Origin of the sequence: Salinispora sp. H7-4 (genome assembly GCF_013416675.1) — a bacterium.
GTDB classification, from domain to species: Bacteria; Actinomycetota; Actinomycetes; order Mycobacteriales; family Micromonosporaceae; genus Micromonospora; species Micromonospora vitiensis.
In genome coordinates this window covers 122,250-139,593 of sequence record NZ_JABZED010000033.1, presented here as the reverse complement: position 1 = coordinate 139,593, position 17,344 = coordinate 122,250, and the positions used below count along the sequence as shown (strand labels likewise).

At 70.7% G+C, this 17,344-nt stretch carries 13 protein-coding genes; 8 read left to right on the top strand and 5 right to left on the bottom strand.

The features are described from left to right. Positions 1-9: 9 nt before the first annotated feature. The 5 genes from H0524_RS15120 (at position 10) to H0524_RS15100 (ending at position 4,475) form a co-directional block, all read left to right on the top strand. The gene (locus H0524_RS15120) at positions 10-1,170 is read left to right on the top strand and encodes a glycosyltransferase family 4 protein (RefSeq protein ID WP_180199202.1); all 1,161 of its coding nucleotides are present in this window, start codon (positions 10-12) and stop codon (positions 1,168-1,170) included. Positions 1,171-1,233: 63 nt separating this feature from the next. Then, positions 1,234-1,728, top strand: a complete 495-nt coding sequence (locus H0524_RS15115) for a hypothetical protein (protein WP_180199201.1) — start codon at positions 1,234-1,236, stop codon at positions 1,726-1,728. Positions 1,729-1,853: 125 nt separating this feature from the next. Then, positions 1,854-2,774, top strand: coding sequence for a pyridoxal 5'-phosphate synthase lyase subunit PdxS (gene pdxS / locus H0524_RS15110; protein ID WP_180199200.1), 921 nt, complete (start codon positions 1,854-1,856; stop codon positions 2,772-2,774). A 106-nt stretch (positions 2,775-2,880) separates the two neighbouring features. Beyond that, positions 2,881-3,486, top strand: a complete 606-nt coding sequence (gene pdxT, locus H0524_RS15105; RefSeq protein ID WP_018725612.1) for a pyridoxal 5'-phosphate synthase glutaminase subunit PdxT — start codon at positions 2,881-2,883, stop codon at positions 3,484-3,486. 239 nt (positions 3,487-3,725) lie between these two features. Further along, positions 3,726-4,475: a YebC/PmpR family DNA-binding transcriptional regulator gene (locus tag H0524_RS15100; protein WP_018725613.1), complete on the top strand. Its 750-nt coding sequence runs from the start codon at positions 3,726-3,728 to the stop codon at positions 4,473-4,475. Between the two features lie 77 nt (positions 4,476-4,552). Here H0524_RS15100 and H0524_RS15095 read toward each other — a convergent pair whose 3' ends face one another. From H0524_RS15095 to H0524_RS15080, 4 genes are all read right to left on the bottom strand, one after another. Then, positions 4,553-5,614 carry an ABC transporter permease gene (locus H0524_RS15095; protein WP_180199199.1) on the bottom strand — a complete coding sequence of 354 codons (1,062 nt, stop codon included), beginning with the start codon at positions 5,612-5,614 and terminating at the stop codon, positions 4,553-4,555. Next, positions 5,611-6,495, bottom strand: a complete 885-nt coding sequence (locus H0524_RS15090; RefSeq protein WP_180199269.1) for an ABC transporter ATP-binding protein — start codon at positions 6,493-6,495, stop codon at positions 5,611-5,613. The genes H0524_RS15095 and H0524_RS15090 overlap by 4 nt, the downstream gene beginning before the upstream one ends. A 90-nt stretch (positions 6,496-6,585) precedes the next feature. Beyond that, positions 6,586-7,278: a response regulator transcription factor gene (locus H0524_RS15085; protein ID WP_018725616.1), complete on the bottom strand. Its 693-nt coding sequence runs from the start codon at positions 7,276-7,278 to the stop codon at positions 6,586-6,588. Next, positions 7,275-8,567, bottom strand: coding sequence for a sensor histidine kinase (locus H0524_RS15080; RefSeq protein ID WP_180199198.1), 1,293 nt, complete (start codon positions 8,565-8,567; stop codon positions 7,275-7,277). Before H0524_RS15080 ends, H0524_RS15085 begins: the two co-directional genes overlap by 4 nt. Before the next feature lie 464 nt (positions 8,568-9,031). Between H0524_RS15080 and H0524_RS15075 the strand changes: the two genes are divergently transcribed. The 3 genes from H0524_RS15075 to H0524_RS15065 all read left to right on the top strand — a co-directional run bounded on the left by H0524_RS15075 (position 9,032) and on the right by H0524_RS15065 (position 15,650). Then, on the top strand, positions 9,032-10,813 hold the full coding sequence (locus H0524_RS15075; protein WP_180199268.1) for a proline--tRNA ligase: 1,782 nt from the start codon (positions 9,032-9,034) through the stop codon (positions 10,811-10,813). A 183-nt stretch (positions 10,814-10,996) separates the two neighbouring features. Then, positions 10,997-14,530, top strand: coding sequence for a DNA polymerase III subunit alpha (dnaE, locus tag H0524_RS15070; protein WP_180199197.1), 3,534 nt, complete (start codon positions 10,997-10,999; stop codon positions 14,528-14,530). 76 nt (positions 14,531-14,606) lie between these two features. Next, positions 14,607-15,650 (top strand): aminotransferase class V-fold PLP-dependent enzyme, encoded by a 1,044-nt coding sequence (locus H0524_RS15065; protein WP_180199196.1) that lies wholly within the window; start codon positions 14,607-14,609, stop codon positions 15,648-15,650. A 147-nt stretch (positions 15,651-15,797) separates the two neighbouring features. On the opposite strand, the gene H0524_RS15060 is transcribed toward H0524_RS15065, so the two are convergent. Next, positions 15,798-17,324 carry an Ig-like domain repeat protein gene (locus H0524_RS15060; protein ID WP_180199195.1) on the bottom strand — a complete coding sequence of 509 codons (1,527 nt, stop codon included), beginning with the start codon at positions 17,322-17,324 and terminating at the stop codon, positions 15,798-15,800. Positions 17,325-17,344: the final 20 nt, after the last annotated feature.

Genomic DNA, 17,344 nt, shown 5'->3' with positions numbered 1-17,344 from the left:
GGCGCCAACGTGCGGATCGGCATCGTGTGCCCGTACTCCCTGGATGTGCCCGGTGGCGTGCAGAACCACGTGATGGATCTCGCCGAGGCGCTGATCGGGCTCGGGCACGAGGTGAGCGTCCTGGCCCCCGCGGACGAGGAGTCGGAGCTACCGCCGTACGTGGTGCCGGCGGGTCGGGCGGTTCCGCTGCCGTACAACGGCTCGGTGGCCCGGATCGCCTTCGGCCCGGTCTCCACCGCCCGGGTCCGCCGCTGGATCAACCGGGGCGACTTCGACGTGCTGCACGTGCACGAGCCGCTGGCGTTGAGCCTGTCGATGCTCGCCGTGCTCTGCGCGCGGGGGCCGGTGGTGGCGACCTTCCACACGGCGATGACGCGTTCCCGGGTGCTCGCCGCCGCCCAGGGGGTGCTCCAGATCGTGCTGGAGCGCATCACCGCCCGGATCGCGGTGAGTGCCCTGGCCCGCAAGGTGCAGGTGGAGCACATGGACGGCGGAGCGGTGGAGATCCCGAACGGGGTGGCCGTCGCGAAGTTCGCCGATGCCGAGCCGCTGCCGGGCTGGCCGGGCTCGTGCACGCCCGGTGACGGCGGCACGATCGGCTTCCTGGGCCGGTTCACCGAAGCCCGCAAGGGCTTCCCGGTGTTGCGGGACGCGTTCGTGTCGTTGGCCGGTGAGCGTCCGGGGCTGCGCCTGCTGGTCGCCGGCCCCGGTGATCCGGCCGACCTGTACGACCAGTTTCCGGCCGAGCTGCGGGACCGCATCACCTTTCTCGGGCTGGTCTCCGAGGCGGACAAGGCGCGCATGTTGCGCAGTGTTCACCTCTACGTGGCACCGAACACGGGCGGGGAGTCGTTCGGCATGATCCTCACCGAGGCGCTCGCGGCGGGGACCGCGGTCGTGGCGAGCGATCTCGACGCGTTTCGCCGGGTGCTGGACCGGGGCCGGGCCGGGCGGCTGTTCCGCACCGGCGACTCGGCGGCGCTGCGGGCGGCGCTGGCCGACCTCCTGGACGACGCGGACGCGCGGACCGAGCTGACCGCCTACGCGGATCAGGTGGTGGCGACGTTTGACTGGCCCACGGTTGCCCGCCGGATTCTCGAGGTGTACGCCGCCGCGATTGAGGCCGCTGACGGCCGGGTGATCGACCAGGAGTGGGTGGGGCTGGGCTGACCGGTGGGGCGGAGGTAGCGGGGAGGCCGGCGGAGGGAACGGAGCAGCACTACGATGCCGGGCATGTGGTGGTTGGTGGGTGCGACGCTGGTCGCCGCGCTGCTGGCGACGTACCTTGTCTGGACCGCCGGCCGGGTCGAGCGGTTGCAGGACCGGGCGGAGCTCGCGGCCCGGGCGCTCGACGCCCACCTGCTGCGGCGGGCGGCGACCGCCGCGGTGCTCGCCGAACGTCGTTACGGCGTCGAGTTGTACGCGGCGGCCCGCGTCGCGCTGGACGTGCGGCCGGACGAGCGGGAGGCCGCCGAGAACGATCTCACCCGGCAGCTGCGGGCGTTGCAGCTGGAGCCCGGCGATCCGGACACCGAGGCCGTCATCGCCGCCAGCCGGCGGCTGGCCCTGGCCCGCCAGGTGCACACGGATCTGGTTCGGGACGCCCGCGCGGCCCGGGGCCGGCCACTGGTCCGGCTGTTGCGGATGGGGCGGCGGCGCCCGTGGCCGCGGTACTTCGACATCGACGAACCAACGCTGGCCGCCCCGGAGGGCATGGTCGAGGACTGACCGGGTACGTGATGGCGGACACAGGGCAGGCCACCATGGGTCTGATTGGCTGTCGGGCTGCCGGGGTGGCTCCTCGTAGCATTCGCACCAGCCACTCGCGTGCACGTCCCTAGGAGCGATGAACCGTGCCCGATACCCAGACTTCGAATTCTTCCACCAACGCCCCGGTCACCGGCACCGCGCACGTGAAGCGGGGAATGGCCGAGATGCTCAAGGGCGGTGTGATCATGGACGTGGTCACCGCGGAGCAGGCCAAGATCGCCGAGGACGCCGGTGCGGTCGCGGTGATGGCCCTGGAGCGGGTCCCCTCGGACATCCGGGCCCAGGGCGGGGTCTCCCGGATGAGCGATCCGGACATGATCGACAGCATCATGGCGGCGGTCTCGATCCCGGTCATGGCCAAGGTCCGGATCGGTCACCTCGTGGAGGCGCAGATCCTCCAGTCGCTCGGTGTCGACTACGTTGACGAGTCGGAGGTGCTGACCCCGGCCGACTACGCGAACCACATCGACAAGTGGGCCTTCACGGTGCCGTTCGTCTGTGGCGCGACCAATCTGGGCGAGGCGCTGCGGCGGATCACCGAGGGCGCGGCCATGATCCGGTCGAAGGGCGAGGCCGGCACCGGCGACGTCTCCAACGCCACCACCCACATGCGGGGGATCCGCGCCGAGATCCGCCGGCTCCAGTCCCTGCCCACCGATGAGCTGTACGTGGCCGCCAAGGAGCTCCAGGCCCCGTACGAACTGGTCAAGGAGATCGCCGAGACGGGCAAGCTGCCGGTGGTGCTCTTCACCGCCGGTGGTATCGCCACCCCGGCCGACGCCGCCATGATGATGCAGCTCGGCGCCGAGGGGGTCTTCGTCGGCTCCGGCATCTTCAAGTCCGACAACCCGGCCCAACGGGCCGCCGCGATCGTCAAGGCCACCACCTTCCACGACGACCCGGAGACGCTGGCCAAGGTCTCCCGCGGGCTCGGCGAGGCCATGGTCGGCATCAACGCCGGCACCCTGTCGCAGTCGGATCGCCTGGCCGAGCGCGGCTGGTGAGGGGAGCTCAGCCCCGGCCGATCGGTGCGCCGCCCCGCGAGGTAGCCCGGTCCACGCCGGCGGTCTGGCCGCCGGGGCTGCCCGGCACCCTCCGGAAGGAGCGAACATGACGGCACCCGTCATCGGGGTGCTCGCGCTGCAGGGCGATGTCCGGGAGCACACGGCCGCCCTGGCGGCCGCGGGCGCGCACGCCCGCCCGGTCCGCCGCCCCACGGAGCTGGAGACGGTGGACGGGCTGGTCATTCCGGGGGGCGAGTCCACCACGATCAGCAAGCTGGCCGACCTCTTCGAGCTGCGGGAGCCGATCGACAAGCGGATCGCCGCCGGCATGCCCGTCTACGGCTCCTGCGCCGGCATGATCATGCTGGCGAGTGAGGTGCTCGACGGCCGTGCTGACCAGCGCGGCTTCGCCGGCATCGAGATGACCGTTCGACGCAACGCGTTCGGGCGGCAGGTCGCCTCGTTCGAGGCGCCGGTGAACCTGGCCGGCATCGACGGCGGCCCGCTCCACGCGCTGTTCATCCGGGCGCCGTGGGTCGAGCGCGTCGGCCGGGGCGTCGAGGTACTCGGTACGGTGACCGAGGGCCCGGCGGCGGGTCGGATCGTCGCGGTCCGTCAGGAAAACCTGCTGGCGACCGCGTTCCATCCCGAGCTGACCGGCGACCGGCGCCTGCACGCGTACTTCGCGGACCTGGTCCGCGCCGCGATCTGAGCGGCCACCGGTCGGGTCGGGCGAGCCCCGCCGGGTCGTGCCACCCCCGGCGCGACCCGGCGGTGTCGTGCGGCGCTCACGCACGGCTGCGGGCCACCGGTAGGATTGCCGGGATTCGGCAGGGCCAGCTCTCCGCCGCGGCTTCCACCAGAGCCGGCCGGCACCCTCCGCGTACGTCGGCGGGAGCGGGCGAGTGCGGTGCGGTCGAGGTAGACGGCGGGTAGCAACGGAGGTAGCGGATGTCCGGCCACTCAAAGTGGGCGACGACCAAGCACAAGAAGGCGGTCATCGACGCCAAGCGCGGCAAGATGTTCGCCAAGCTGATCAAGAACGTCGAGGTCGCGGCGCGGACCGGCGGCGGTGATCCGGCCGGTAACCCGACGCTCTACGACGCGATCCAGAAGGCCAAGAAGAGCTCGGTCCCCAACGACAACATCGACCGCGCGGTGAAGCGGGGCTCCGGCCTCGAGTCCGGTGGTGCCGACTACCAGACAGTCATGTACGAGGGCTATGGGCCCAGTGGCGTCGCGCTGCTGATCGAGTGTCTGACCGACAACCGGAACCGCGCCGCCACCGAGGTGCGGACCGCCCTGACCCGTAACGGCGGCTCGTTCGCCGATGCCGGCTCGGTGTCGTACCTGTTCAACCGCAAGGGCGTGGTGATCGTGGCCAAGGCCGGCACCACCGAGGACGACGTGATGCTGGCCGTCCTGGACGCGGGTGCCGAGGAGGTCAACGACCTGGGTGAGGCGTTCGAGGTGCTCTCCGAGCCGGGTGACCTGGTCGCGGTGCGTACCGCGTTGCAGGACGCCGGCATCGAGTACGAGTCGGCGGAGTCCTCGCTCGTCCCGAGCATGAGCGTCCCGGTGGACGAGGAGGGCGCTCGGAAGGTCCTCAAGCTGATCGATGTGCTGGAGGACTGCGACGACGTGCAGAACGTCTTCGCGAACTTCGACGCCTCCGACGAGCTGCTTGCGCGACTCGGCTGACCCGCCGCTGGTCGCGCGCACCCCGTGGATCCGGCCCGGGCCGGACCCACGGGGTGCGCTTTTTTCGGGGTGGGATTTCAGCCCACTGTCTCTCGTTCCCGCCAGGCCGTCCGGAGCGAGGTGTTGCCGTTGGTCCGCAGCAGCGACCCCTCGTACACCCGGGCACCGGCGGCCAGGACGGCGAGCGCGGTGACCAGGAGCAGGGCCAGGGACAGCGGAGGTTCCCAGCCGGCGGCGTCCCCGGTGAACAGCCGGAGCGGCATCGCGGTCGGCGCCGAGAACGGCACGTAGGACAGCACCTGCATGGCGAACGCGTTGTCACTGAGGAAGATCACCCCGAAGAACGGGATCATCACCACCAACTGGACCGGCATGGCCACTGTGCCGATGTCTTCCAGCCGGCTGACCAGGGCGCCGGCCGCCGCCCACAGGGCGGCGATCAGGACGAAGCCGAGCAGGAAGTACGGCAGGAACCAGCCGATCGCCGGCCCGAGTAGGTTCAGCAGCTCGCTGTCACCGAAGAGTCGCAGGCCCACGACCGCGACGAGCGCCACCAGCGCGATCTGACCCAGGGCCAGCACGGTGCCGGCGATCATCTTGCCGAGGAGCAGGGCTCGTACCGACACGGCGGCCACCAGGATCTCGACGATCCGGGTCTGCTTCTCCTCGATGATGCTCTGTGCGATCTGTACGCCGAAGGTCTGGGACGTGAGCAGAAAAACGAACGCGAAGATGAACGGCACCAGTGCGGCTCCCGGTGGTTCCGCCGGGGTGGGGTTCAGCAACCGTACCGGCGGTTCGACGCTGAGCGCCGCCACCACGTCGGCGGGGGCCTTCTCCCGCGCGAGCACGGTGGGCCCGGCGACCACCGCCGCGTCGGTGTCGCCGTCCCGAACCGCCCGTTCGGCGGCGGCGTCGTCGGGTACCTCGCGGACCTCGAGTCCGGCGGCGCGCAGTTCGGCCGAGACCGCCGGGGTGGCGGCCACCGTGGCGGGGCCGCCGGACAGTAGCGACGGCAGCGTCGTCGCGGCGGCGGCGATGAGCAGGAAGATCAGCGTACTGAGGAGAAAGGTGCGGTCGCGCAGCTTGGCCCGGACTTCGCGGGCCGCGACCAGCTGGGTGGCGGCGAGGGTGTTCACAGGGCGACCTCTCGGAAGATCTCGGCCAGCGACGGGACGACGGGTCGGAACCCGCGGACGGGTCCACGGGCGAGCGCGGCGTGGAGTACCGGTTGCTCATCGGCCCCCCGGGGCAACTCGAACACGGCGCGGGCGCCCTCGAGCTCGACCAGGGTCACGCCCGGGTGGTCGCGTAGCCAGCCGGCGTCGTGCTCCACCACCAGTTCGTAGCGGGGTGCGGTGTGCGTGGCCCGCAGCTGCGTTCGGCTGCCGGCGGCGCGGATCGTCCCCGCGCTGATGATCACCAGGTCGTCGCAGAGCCGCTCCACCACGTCCAGCTGGTGGCTGGAGAAAAGCACCGGCACCCCCGCGGCGGCCCGTTCCTTCAGCACGTCGACGACCGTGTCCACGGCCAGCGGGTCGAGGCCGGAGAAGGGCTCGTCGAGCACCAGCACCTCGGGGTCGGGGACCAGCGCGGCGACGATCTGGGCCCGTTGCTGGTTGCCCAGCGACAGTTTTTCCAGCAGGTCGTTGCCGCGGTCGGCGAGACCGACCCGCTCCAGCAACGTATCGGTGCTGCGCGCCGCCGCCGGCGCGGTCATCCCGTGCAGCCGGGCCAGGTAGAAGAGCTGTTCCCGGACCGCCATCTTCGGGTACAGGCCGCGTTCCTCCGGCATGTACCCGAAGCGCCGACGGACCGTCCGGGTCAGCGGCGCCCCCCGCCAGGTCACCTGGCCGGCGTCGGCGGCGAGCACGCCGAGGATGATGCGCATCGTGGTGGTCTTGCCGGCACCGTTGCCGCCGACGAAGCCGGTCATCCGACCGGCCTCCGCGTCGAAGGACACATTCTGGAGCACGCGGCGGCCACCGAAGCTGCGGTCGACGCCGTCGAGTCGGAGCATGTTCGTCACGCTGGCAACGCTAGATCACCTCGCGGCCCGTTCCGTCCCCCGGTAGGTGGACGACCGGCTCCACCCCGCGACGGAGGCGGGTCACCTGCCCGGCCGCACCACCCCGTGCTCGTACGCGAAGACCACCGCCTGCACCCGGTCCCGTAGGCCGAGTTTGACCAGCACCCGGCTGACATGGGTCTTCACGGTCGCCTCGCCGAGCCGGAGGGTGGCCGCGATCTCGGCGTTGCTCGCCCCGGAGGCGACCAGAACCAGCACCTCGTGCTCGCGTGGCGTGAGGTCTGGCAGCGCCCCGGCTGCCGTCGTTGGTTCGCCGCCCGGCTTGGCGAAGGCGGCGATCACTCGCCGGGTGAGTTCGGGGGCGATGAGGCCATCGCCGCGGGCGACCACCCGGATCGCCGCCACGAGCGCCTCCGGCGTGCCGTTCTTCAGCAGGAATCCACTGGCTCCGGCGCGCAGCGCGGCGAACAGATAGTCGTCCCGGTCGAAGGTGGTGAGGATCAACACGGCCGGAGCGTGCGGTCGGGCCAGGTCCGCGACGATCCGTCGGGTGGCCTCCAGCCCGTCGACCCGGGGCATCTCCACGTCCATCAGGACCACGTCCGGGCGGAGCGCCCCCGCCATGCTCACCGCCCGCTCGCCGTCCGCGGCCTCCCCGACGACCTGGATGTCGTCCTCCACCTCGAGGATGACCCGGAACCCGGTACGCACGAGGTGGTGGTCGTCGGCGAGCAGGATCCGGATGGCCCGGCTCGTCGCCGGCGCCGCGGTCACGCCGCCTGCCGCTCGGTCAGCGACAGCGGGAGGCGGGCCCGGACCCGCCAGCCGCCGACGGCGCGGGGGCCGATCTCCAGCGTGCCACCGTGGGTGGCGACCCGCTCGCGCATACCGACCAGGCCCACCCCGTCGGCATTCGTCGTACCGCTGCTGCGGCCGTCGTCGGTCACGTCCACCTCCACCTCGTGCGCCAGGTAGCGGATCCGTATGTCCAGTGTGGTCGCCGCAACGGCGTGTTTGAGCGTGTTCGTCACTGCTTCCTGCACGATCCGGTACGTCGCCTGGGAGATCGACTCCGGGATCGGCACCGGGTCGCCGTACACCCCCAGCGTGGCTCCGAGGCCGGTCTCGCGCGCCCGTTCGACCACGGCGGCGACCCGGCTGATTCCGGGAGGCGGTTCGACGGTGTCCGGCTCGTGGTCGCGGGCCCGCAGGACGCCGAGCATCCGGCGTAGCTCGTCCACCGCCGTGCGCGCCGACTCCTCGACCGCAGCCAGCGCGGTGCGGGCCTTGGCCGGATCCCGGTCGAGGACCCGGCGGCCGGCGGCGGCCTGCACCCCCATCACCGAGACGTGGTGGGCGACGACATCGTGCAGTTCCCGGGCGATCCGCACCCGCTCCCCGATCACGGCGTGCGCTCTGACCTCGGCCTGCGACCGGCGTAGCTCATCGGCCTGCGCCTGGAGTTCGTGCTCGCGTCGGGCGGCCAGCCAGGCGATCTCACCGAAGAAGTAGGCGAGCCCGAAGAACAGGATGTTGACGAGTGCGCCGCTGAGCACCGCGGCGATCGGCGGGGGAATCGGTCCCACGGCGTTGGCGAACGCCTCGGGCGGCGGGTCCGCCAGCAGACTGCGCAGCCGGATCGAGTACCAGATGCCCAGCCAACCGAACATGGCGGCGATCACGCCGATCCGCACCCGACGGGCCAGGCGGCGGTCCTGTCCCCAGGCGCCGACGGTGTAGAGAGCCGTGAACAGCACCCCCGTGGTGACCTGCGTCTCCGGTGCGGCGCGGACTTGTGCCGCGACGAACGCGACCGAGATGACCAGCATCGTCGCTACCGGGAATCGCCGCCGCCAGATCAGCGGTAGGCCCACCGCGACGGCCCAGAGCAGCTGTTCCGGGAACGACGGGGGCGGGCCGAGCAGGAACAGACCCGCGCCGCGGGTGAGGGTGAGGCTGGCTATCGCCAGCACGGTCACGGCCAGCCCCACGAAGAGGTCCCGCCGTTGCTGCTCCGGGGTCGGCCCGGGCCGGCGCCAGTGCATCCCCGCCACGGTATCCATCGGTCGACGATGCTATCTCGCCGGACCGGCGCTGCTCCCGGCCCGGGCCGGCGCCGGAACCGGTCGCTCCGGGTTCGCCCGCCGGAACTGCGCCGACGGCCGGGAGAGTTTCCGCTACAGTCGCAGTGGTTGATGTGGAGGGTGGGGCGCTGATGAGCGGCATCGAGCAGGGCGGGCCGAGCCCGGTGCTCGGCGTGCCCTCCGGCCCGCCAGCGCCTCGACCTACTCCGCCGGCGCCCCGCTGAGCGACGCTCCGTCGCCGGCGGGTGTCCGCGCCGGCAACCCCTTCCGGCGGCTCGGCCCCTTCCGGCGCCTAGGCCCCCTTCCGGCGGCTCGGTCCCTTCGCGCTCGCCGCCTTTCCGTCTTCCCCCGCTCGCACCCTGAGGTCATTCACCGCACAGACCCGGGCATTTCGTAACCCGGGAGCAGCGCCATTTTCGATTTGTGAGGGCACAGCCATGAAAATGTCGACCATGTTCGGCGCCACCCTGCACACCGCGCCGGGACGTTCCGAGTCGGAGGGACACCAACTGCTCCAGCGGGCCGCCATGCTGCGGCAGGTCGGGCAGGGCATCTTCGCCTATCTTCCGCTCGGTTGGCGCACCATCCGCAAGATCGAGGCCGTGCTGCGCGCGGAGCTGGAGCGCGTCGGGGGACAGGAGGTCTCGATGCCGGTGGTGAATCCGGCCGAGCTGTGGAAGCAGTCCGGCCGCTACTTCACGGTCGGCCCGGAGCTGGCCCGCTTCCGGGATCGTCGCGGCCGGGACCTGGTCCTGGCGATGACCCACGAGGAGCTGGTGACGTTCCTCGGCCGGTCGGAGATCGAGTCCTACCGCCAGCTGCCGCGGCTGGTGTTTCAGCTGCAGACGAAGTTCCGGGACGACCCGCGTCCGCGGGCCGGCCTGATCCGGGTACGGGAGTTCGTCATGAAGGACGCGTACAGCTTCGATGTGGACGCGGCGGGGCTGGCGGCGCGGTACCGGACCCAGTATCAGGCGTACTTCACCATCTTCCGGCGGTGCGGGCTGCCGGTCGCGGCGGTCCGCTCCGACGTGGGCATGATGGGCGGCAGCCTGGCCCACGAGTTCGTGTACCTCACCCCGATCGGCGAGGACACCCTGCTGATCTGCGACTCCTGTGGCTTCGCCGCCAACCGGGAGGCCGCCACCTTCGGCAAGCCGGCGCCGTCCACCGCGCCGTGGGCGGAGCTGGCGGAGATCGCCACCCCGGGGGCCACCACCATCGCGGCGCTGACGGCGGCGCTGGGCGTGCCGGCGGCCGAGACCGCCAAGGCGATCTTCCTGGCCGCGTCGCGGGAGGAGCGCGATCAGACGGTGCGCACCGAGTTCATCCTGGCGGTCGTCCGGGGCGACATGGAGGCGAACGAGACCAAGATCGGCAACCTGGTGCAGGCGGCGGAGCTGCGCCCGATGACCGAGGAGGAGATCGCCAAGGTGGGCGCAGTGGCCGGTTATGGCTCGCCGGTCGGGGTGACGGGCGTGACCGTCGTCGTTGACGAGCTGGTCGCCGCGTCCACGAACCTGGTCGCGGGCGCCAACCGGGAGGGCGTGCACCTACGCAACGTCAACGTGGGGCGGGACTTCGTCGCCGACCACGTCGGCGATATCACCGCCGCCCGTGCCGGTGACGCCTGCGTGGAGTGCGGTAGTGAACTGCGGACCGCCCGCGGGGTCGAGGTAGGGCAGATCTTCCAGCTCGGTACCCGCTACTCGACCGCCCTCGGCGCGGAGTACCTGGACGCCGACGGCCAGCGTAGGCCGGTGACCATGGGCTGCTACGGCATCGGCGTGGGGCGGTTGCTCGCCTGCCTCGCGGAGGAGCACCGAGACGAGCGGGGGCTGCGGCTCCCGGTCACCATCGCGCCGTACCAGGTGCACCTCACCCTCCTGGACGACCTGGCGTCCGCCGCCGGTGAGCTGGCCCGGCGGGTCTACGACGAGCTCTGGGCGGCCGGAGTGGAGGTGCTCTTCGACGACCGGGCCGAGCGGGCCGGCGTCAAGTTCGCCGACGCGGACGTGATCGGTCTGCCGCTGCGGCTCACCATCGGCCGGCGCAGCGTCGCCGACGGCGCGGCCGAGATACGGGACCGGGTGACCGGGGTCACGACGCAGGTGCCCTTCGCCGGGGTGGTGGCCGAGCTGGCCCGGCGGATCGCCGCCCTGCGCGCCGACATCGAGGCGACGGTGGTCCCGGTTGAGCTGCCGGCCGAGGTGTCCGCGAACTGATCCCCCGCCGGCGGAACCGGCGGTGTCGGCCTGGCTCCGGGGCGGCACCGCCGGGGTGCTCCCCCGGCCCCCCGCCGCCCGGCCGGGCGCCCCGCGCGGCTCGCTGGAGGTGTGTCGGCGGCCGGGGATAGGGTGGGCCGACCGTTCTTCTCACCACCCATGAAGCGACCCGGGGGGCCACGCATGGGCGATTCGTTCGCGCATCTGCACGTGCACACTGAGTACTCGATGCTCGACGGTGCGGCCCGGCTGAAGGACTTGTTCGCCGAGGTCAACCGGCAGGGGATGCCCGCCGTGGCGATGACCGACCACGGCAACATGCACGGCGCGAACGACTTCTACAAGCAGGCGATGGCGGCCGGCGTCACACCGATCCTGGGGATCGAGGCGTACGTCGCGCCGGAGTCGCGGTTCCACAAGAAGCGGGTGCGCTGGGGGCGGCCGGAGCAGAAGAGCGACGACGTCTCCGGCAGCGGTGGCTACACCCACATGACCATCTGGGCGAAGAACAAGGTCGGTCTGCACAACCTGTTCAAGCTGACCAGCCGTTCGTTCACCGAGGGTTTCTTCGTCAAGTGGCCGCGGATGGACGCGGAGCTCCTCGCTGAGCACTCCGAGGGGTTGATCGCCACCACCGGCTGCCCCTCCGGCGAGGTGCAGACCCGGCTCCGGCTGGACCAGTACGACGAGGCGCTGAAGGCCGCCGCGAGATACCAGGACATCTTCGGCAAGGAGAACTTCTTCCTGGAGGTGATGGACCACGGCATCGACATCGAACGCCGGGTCCGCCAGGAGCTGACGGAGATCTCCCACAAGCTGGATATCCCGCCGGTGGTGACCAACGACTCGCACTACACCTACCAGGCGCAGTCCGAGGCGCACGACGTCCTGCTCTGTGTGCAGACCGCGGCGAACGTCGCCGATCCGAACCGGTTCCGGTTCGACGGCAGCGGCTACTACATCAAGTCCGCCGACGAGATGCGCGCCGTCGACTCCTCCGAGCTGTGGCTCGCCGGCTGCCGGAACACCCTGCTGGTCGCGGAGATGGTCGACCCGGCCGGGATGTTCGACTTCCGGAACCTGATGCCGGTCTTCCCGGTGCCGGAGGGGGAGAGCGACGAGTCCTGGTTCCGCAAGGAGACGTTCAAGGGGCTCGCCCGCCGCTTCCCGAACGGTGTCCCGGAGACCCACGTCAAGCAGGCCGAATACGAGCTGGGCGTCATCATCCAGATGGGGTTCCCGTCCTACTTCCTCGTGGTGGCCGACTTCATCCAGTGGGCCAAGAACGAGGGAATCGCGGTGGGGCCGGGCCGCGGTTCGGCCGCCGGTTCACTCGTCGCGTACGCGCTCGGCATCACCGACCTGGACCCGTTGCCACACGGTCTGATCTTCGAGCGGTTCCTCAACCCCGAGCGGGTCTCGATGCCGGATGTCGACATCGACTTCGACGAGCGTCGGCGCGGTGAGGTGATCAAATACGTCACGGAGAAGTGGGGCGAGGACAAGGTCGCCCAGATCGCGACCTTCGGCACGATCAAGGCGAAGGCCGCGATCAAGGACTCGGCGCGGGTGCTCGGCTACCCGTACGCGGTCGGCGACCGGATCACCAAGGCGATGCCACCGGCGGTGATGGGTAAGGACATCCCGCTGACCGGTATTTTCGACCCGAAGCACTCCCGGTACGCGGAGGCCGGCGAGATCCGTGGTCTCTACGAGTCCGACCCGGACGTCAAGAAGGTCATCGACACGGCCCGCGGGATCGAGGGACTGATCCGGCAGACGGGGGTACACGCCGCCGGGGTCATCATGTCCGCCGAGCCGATCGTCGACCACATCCCGTTGATGCGCCGGGACGCCGACGGGGCGATCATCACGCAGTTCGACTACCCGACCTGCGAGTCGCTCGGGCTGCTGAAGATGGACTTCCTCGGCCTACGCAACCTGACCATCATCGACGACGCGCTGAAGAACATCGAGAGCAACCACGGGCGCACCGTCGACCTGCTCCAGCTGCCGCTGGACGACAAGCCGACCTACGAGCTGCTGTCCCGGGGCGACACCCTGGGCGTGTTCCAGCTCGACGGTGGGCCGATGCGGTCGCTGCTGCGGACGATGAAGCCGGACAACTTCGAGGACATCTCCGCCGTTCTGGCGCTGTACCGGCCGGGCCCGATGGGCGCCAACTCACACACCAACTACGCACTGCGCAAGAACGGCCTCCAGGAGATCACCCCGATCCACCCGGAGCTGGCCGAGCCGCTGGAGGAGATCCTCGGCCCCACCCACGGCCTGATCGTCTACCAGGAGCAGGTGCAGCGCGCCGCCCAGGTCCTCGCCGGCTACAGCCTCGGCAAGGCCGACCTGCTGCGCCGGGCGATGGGTAAGAAGAAGAAGGAGGTCCTCGACAAGGAGTTTGTGCCGTTCCGCGACGGCATGCGCGGCAACGGCTACTCCGACGAGGCCATCCAGACCCTGTGGGACATCCTCGTCCCCTTCGCCGACTACGCGTTCAACAAGGCCCACACCGCGGGGTACGGCCTGGTGTCGTACTGGACCGGCTACCTCAAGGCGAACTATCCGGCCGAGTACATGGCGGCGTTGCTCACCTCGGTGGGCGACGACAAGGACAAGATGGCGCTCTACCTGTCGGAGTGCCGCCGGATGGGCATCCAGGTGCTCCCGCCGGATGTGAACACCTCGGCCGGGCCGTTCACCCCGGTCGGCCGGGACATCCGGTTCGGTCTGGCCGCGATCCGCAACGTCGGCGCGAACGTGGTTACCTCGATCATGCGCTGCCGGGGGGAGAAGGGCGCCTACGCCGACTTCTACGACTTCCTGTCCAAGGTGGAGGCGGTCGTCTGCAACAAGAAGACCATTGAATCCCTGATCAAGGCAGGTGCGTTCGACTCGCTCAACCACTCCCGCAAGGGCCTGCTCACGGTGCACGCCGACGCCATCGACGCGTACGCCGACGTCAAGCGCAAGGAGGCCGTCGGCCAGTACGACCTCTTCGGCGCCGGGTTCGCCGACACCGACGCCGGACAGAGCACCACGGTGATGCCGGTGATCGGCGAGGGGGAGTGGGACAAGCGGGAGAAGCTCGCCTTCGAGCGCGAGATGCTCGGCCTCTACGTCTCCGACCATCCGCTGTTCGGGCTGGAGCATGTGCTCGGTGCGGCCGCCGACACCACCATCGCGGCCCTCTCCGAGGAGGGGACCGTCCCCGACGGGACGGTGGTGACCCTCGCGGGCATCCTCTCCGGGGTGCAGCGCCGGGTCACCAAGCAGGGCCGGGCGTGGGCGTCGGCGACGCTGGAGGACCTGGCCGGCGGGGTGGAGACGCTGTTCTTCCCCAACACCTACGAGGTGATCGGGGAGTACATCGCCGAGGACGCGATCGTGGTGGTCAAGGGGCGGGTCGACCGCCGGGACGACACCCCGCGGATCATGGCCATGGACATGTCGATTCCGGATGTCAGCAGCAACTCGGCCAACAAGCCGGTCACCCTCACCATCCCGGTGACCCGCTGCACGCCGCCGTTGGTGGAGCGGCTCAAGGAGACCCTGGTGCTGCACCCGGGCGACGCGGAGGTGCACGTCAAGCTCCTCAACGGCAGCAAGGTGACCCGGCTGCGCCTCGGCCCGTTCCGGGTGGCGCCGACGACCGCCCTGATGGCCGACCTGAAGAGCGTCCTGGGCCCGGCCAACGTGGGCTGACCTCCGCCCGGTGCCGGTGCCGCCCGCGTCGAATTGGTCCTCCGCGGCGGCGGGCCCGGTCGCTAGCGTCGGTGCCATGCAGATCAAGCAGGCACAGCAGCTGTGGCAGCCCCATGAGGGCTGGCTGAACACCGCCAGCTACGGGCTGCCGCCCGACCCGGCGTGGGCGGCGTTGCAGGAGGCGCTCGCCGGCTGGCGCACGGGGAACATGGGTGTGACAGGGGAGGGCTGGGACGAGGCCCAGGCACGTACCCGGGCCGCGTTCGCGCGCCTGGTCGGTGTCCCCGAACCGGATGTGGCGATCGGCAGCGCGGCGTCGCAGCTGTTCGCGCCGGTGGCCGCGGCGCTGCCGGCGGGGGCGACCGTGCTGGTCCCCGAGGTCGAGTTCACCTCCAACCTCTTTCCCTGGCTGGCCCAGGAGCAGCGGGGCGTCCGGGTGCGTACCGTTCCGCTGGCGGGTCTCGTGGACGCGATCGACGCCGACACCGACCTGGTCGCGTTCAGCCTGGTGCAGTCCGCCGACGGCGCGGTGGCCCGGTACGCGGACATCGTCGCCGCGGCCCGAGCACACGACGCCCTGGTGGCGGTTGACGCCACCCAGGCCTGCGGTTGGCTGCCGTTCGACGCCGCGCTCGCGGATGTGGTCGTTCTCGCCGCGTACAAGTGGTTGCTGGCCCCGAAGGGGACCGCCCTGGCGTACTACGCGCCCGAGCTGCGGGAGCGGATGCGCCCCGACGCCGCCGGCTGGTATGCCGGAGCCGACCCGCTGACATCTCTGTACGGTCCGCCGCTGCGCCTCGCCGACAGCGCCCGCCGCTTCGACATCGCCCCGGCCTGGTTCAGCTACATCGGTGCGGCTCCCGCCCTGGAGCTGCTGCTGCAGGTGGGGGTGCCGGCGATCCACGCGCACAACGTGGCGCTGGCCAACCGATTCCGCGCCGGCCTGGGGCTGCCGCCCGGCGACAGCGCGATCACCACCGCCGAGGTGCCGGAGGCGCAGTCGCGGCTGGAGCGCGCCGGCCTACGGGCGGCGGTACGCGCCGGCCGGGTCCGGGTCTCGTTCCACCTCTACTCCAGCGAGGACGACGTCGATCGCGCCCTCACCGCGTTGACCGGCTGACCGCCCGAGGCGTCCCCGTGCGTGCCCGCCGTCGGCGGCGTTGGCTAACAGCACAGGCTCGACACCCTGCGGGTCGGGCCTGTGCTGTTGATGTTCAGTGCTGCTCGGGGAGGTGGGCGACACATTTCTGGGACGTTCACACCGAGGTCATCCTCGATGTTGGTTCTCGTGTGTTGGTCGGCGTCGGTGGGTGAGGTGGATGAGGGTGGCGCCGGTGAGGGTGAGCAGGGTGGCGGCGCCGATGGTGGTGGGCAGGCTGGGGCCGGTGATGGGCAGGTCGGGGTCGTCGGGTGGTGGGGCGATGGTGATGGTGGTGGGTGTGGATTGGCTGTTGGGGCAGGTGTTGGTGCTGGTGTAGTGGGCGGTGAGGGTGTGGGTGCCGGCGGGCAGGGTGGCGGTGTGGCTGGCGGTGGCGGTGGTCAGGGGTGTGGTGGCGAGGGTGGTGGCGTTGGTGCGGAAGGTGATGGTTCCGGTGGGGGTGTCGACGTTGCAGGTGACGGTGGCGGTCAGGGTGACATCCTGATCCGCTGTCGGGTTTGGTGGTGTGACCTGCAAGGTGGTGGTGGACGTCGGTGGCGCGACGAGGGCCAGGCTGTGGTCACCACTATTGCCGGCGGCGATGGTGGTGATCGTGGTGCCTGTGGGTAGGTCGACGGGGACGGGTGTGGTGTGGTTGGTGGTGGTTCCGTCGCCCAGTTGGCCGTCGCTGTTTTTGCCCCAGGCGAGGGCGGTGCCGGTGGAGGTCATTGCCAGGCTGTGGTCGTCGCCGGCGGCGATTGCGGTGGTCGTGGTGCCTGTGGGTAGGTCGACGGGGACGGGTGTGCTGCGGTTGGTGGTGGTTCCGTCGCCCAGCTGACTATCGCCGTTTTCGCCCCAGGCGAGGAGGGTGCCGGTGGAGGTCACTGCCAGGCTGTGGTCGTCGCCGGCGGCGATTGCGGTGATCGTGGTGCCTGTGGGTAGGTCGACGGCGACGGGTGTGCTGCGGTCGGTGGTGGTTCCGTCGCCCAGTTGGCCGTCGCTGTTCTTGCCCCAGGCGAGGAGGGTGCCGGTGGAGGTCACTGCCAGGCTGTGGCTGTCGCCGCCGGCGATTGCGGTGGTCGTGGTGCCTGTGGGTAGGTCGACGGGGACGGGTGTACTGCGGTCGGTGGTGCTTCCGTCGCCCAGCTGACCATCGAAGTTGTTACCCCAGCCAAGGACAGCGCCGGTGGGGGTTTTCGCCAGACTGTGGTTGCCACCGCCGGCGATGGCGGTGACCGTGGTGCCCGTGGGCAGGTCGACGGCGACGGGTGTGCTCAGGTCGGTGGTGCTCCCGTCACCCAACTGGCCCGCCGAGCCTTCGCCCCAGGCGAGGGCGATGCCGGTGGAGGTCACTGCCAGGCTGTGGCTGTCGCCGCCGGTTATGGCGGTGATCGTGGTGCCCGTGGGCAGGTCGACGGCGACGGGTGTACTGCGGTCGGTGGTGGTCCCGTCGCCCAGTTGGCCGTCGGTGTTTTGGCCCCAGGCGAGGACGGTGTCCGACGCGACGACAGACGACGATAGTCCGGACTGCGCGATCGCGGGCCATACGCTGAGCGCCTGCGTCACCGTCACCGCAAACGCGAGAAAGAACCATCCAGCGAGGACGCGCCCCACCCGGCCAGTGCCACGGACTACCCGCTGACAGATTCCGTGCATCGTTTCCTACTCCCGGCCGA